This is a genomic window from Ruoffia tabacinasalis (assembly GCF_005864045.1).
Lineage (GTDB): Bacteria > Bacillota > Bacilli > Lactobacillales > Aerococcaceae > Ruoffia > Ruoffia tabacinasalis.
The window spans coordinates 1-826 of record NZ_VBSP01000109.1 but is presented as its reverse complement, the minus strand read 5'-3'; the positions used below and the strand labels follow the sequence as shown (position 1 = coordinate 826).

Here is an 826-nt window from a genome sequence, read left to right as displayed (position 1 = left end):
CGCCGATTGTAAAATTAAGCTAGACAACTAAAACAGCCATTTGTGGTACACTCAACTTGTAATTCCGACCAAAGAATACAAAGGAGTGACCACAAATGACCTACACCCATCTTACCACGGATGAACTGGTGATGATAGAATCATATTACCACCAACATATTCCGGTCTCGACCATTGCCAGTCGTTTAAAACGTTCTAGAACACCCATTTATAACGTCATCAACTTCTTAAAAGAGGGCCATACCGCCATTGAGTATTACCAACAATATAAGAAAAACAAACAACGGTGTGGTAGACGTAAGTGTGTCCTTCCTGCAGACCAACAAGTCTACATTAAAGAAAAAGTTTCACAGGGCTGGACACCCGATGTCATTATCGGGCGTAAAGAAAAACCCATTGACTGTTCCATGCGGACGCTTTATCGGCGTTTCAAGGAAAAGGTGTTCGATGAAAAAACCTTACCCATGAAAGGAAAACGTAAGCCAAATGGGCATCAAGAACGTCGCGGAAAACAAGCCTTCAAGCGAAATATCGTGGAAAGAGAGGTAGACTATCCAGCGTTCACCGAAGAATTCGGTCATCTCGAAGGAGATACCATTGTGGGTGTTCACCACAAGAGTGCTGTTATCACGCTAGTAGAGCGTCTTTCCAAAATCATCATCACTTTGAAACCGGATGGCCGCAAAGCCAGTGACATTGAACAGAGGATGAACCAATGGCTGGAATCGATTCCTCGACATTTCTTTAAGTCGATGACGTTTGATTGTGGTAAGGAATTTTCCAATTGGAAAGCATTAAGTAATCAACATGACATTGATATTTATTT

1 protein-coding gene is annotated in these 826 nt (G+C 42.0%); it reads left to right on the top strand.

Going from position 1 to position 826, the window contains the following annotated elements; all coding sequences use genetic code 11:
* Positions 1-95 precede the first annotated feature (95 nt).
* The coding region (locus FEZ33_RS12245; protein WP_138405620.1) for an IS30 family transposase at positions 96-826 on the top strand (731 nt) is incomplete at its 3' end.